Below are 1554 nucleotides of genomic sequence, written 5' to 3'. Positions count from 1 at the left end.
TTTTCCGTTTAAGCAACTTGTTATATTTTTAATTTATCCCTAAGCCCTTGTGGAGCTAGATATAAGATCATCTTACCTTTTTTACTTCTTGTAGACATAAGTAAGTCTTCTTCAACCAAGCCATTTAAGTATGTACGAGCAGTGCCTTCATTAATATCAAAGTCCGCAGAAACTTGTTTCGAGGTAAATATTTTACCTGGCTCTTTGATTGCATCTTTTAAAAGTTCCAATTGAGCTCTTTTAAGCTTTTTAGATAAAGGGCTTTTTTCAATCCATTCCATAAATTGATAAAATTCACTCTTTTTACTTTCTATATGATTTTGCAAAGCATCAACCGCCTTTGTCACGATATCAGCTTGGTGATAAATAAAATATGTTAAATCTAACTCATCACTTTCGGTATATACGTATGCTGTATCATAATCACTTCTTTTTTCTTGAATAAGTTTACTTATAGATACATATTCGAATAACCAATAACCGCTTCTTAGCATGAACCAATAAAATATAGCCCTCGCTGTTCTTCCATTACCATCTCCAAATGGGTGAATATAACCAATCATGAAATGTAATATGATTGCTTTAATTAATGGGTGAATAAAACTATCGGAGTTTTGACCATCACTACATTCATTAGCAAAATCACATAAATCAGTTAATCTTTCTTTAAGTGTTTCATGGCATGGTGGTTCGTGAGCAATTTCATTATAATTATTCCTTACCGTAATCTCATTATCTTCTCTTAATTCACCAGAAACCGCATCGTTATCTATTGCTTCAAATGTTGCTATTGCATGTAATTCAAGCATTAGTCCAATAGATAAATCTTCATCTTTTCTTTCAACAACCTTTTTCATTAAAAGAAAATTGTTAAATATCATTTGCTCTGACTTATCTGCTGGTTTTCTATTATTTTCCAGCATATCTTTAGCAACTTTTCTTGTAGTAGAAGCGCCTTCTAATTGAGAAGAAGTAATGGCTTCTTCCATCATTAAGTTTTTAACTAAATAACGATCCTTCTCTCTAGCAGTGATAAATGAGCCATCTCCTATAGAGTGACCACCACCTGTCAATTTATCTATATAATGTAATTGAGAAAATAAAGAATCAGGTACGCAATAACTGAATATTTCACCTTCATTTTTCCCTGTCAATTTCGGAATATATTTAGTTATAGTTTTTCTTGATAGTTTTGTTGCAACCCAAGCGGCATCTTCACTATCCCCTTTTGCAACTTTCCACTTAAACTTGTCCCAATGTAGATAATTTCCTTGGGGATCAATCGCTTTATATTTAGATAAGAATGGTACAAACTCCTGAGGAGATACTTCATCCATCAATTTTTTAAAGGGGGTTGGCACCCTAATTCTAGCCATAAGTCACCAAAAATTAAATTTAATAATTTGAGTTTACAATAACATTAAAACACTTCAACTTAAATATAGAATTTTGAGTTTTATACAGGAGTGGATAAAAATATAACGCCTCACTAAGAGGCTAAAAATTGTTGGCTAAAATAGCGACGAAGGAGCAAAAGCCAACTGTTTTTTGTGA

1 protein-coding gene is annotated in these 1554 nt (G+C 32.2%); it reads right to left on the bottom strand.

Features of this window, described 5'->3' with window-relative positions; genetic code table 11:
* Positions 1–20: 20 nt before the first annotated feature.
* A complete protein-coding gene (locus AC27G3_RS18065; protein ID WP_487124012.1) occupies positions 21–1376 on the bottom strand; it encodes a Fic family protein in 1356 nt (451 codons plus the stop codon).
* Positions 1377–1554: the final 178 nt, after the last annotated feature.

The sequence above is a fragment of the Colwellia sp. SU-HH01217 genome, assembly GCF_057543495.1.
This window is presented reverse-complemented; position numbering and strand designations above follow the sequence as displayed.

What these genes read in the sequence shown, in the direction of transcription:
- AC27G3_RS18065 (WP_487124012.1), bottom strand. Translation starts at nt 1,376, where the DNA reads ATGGCTAGAATTAGGGTGCCAACCCCCTTTAAAAAATTGATGGATGAA.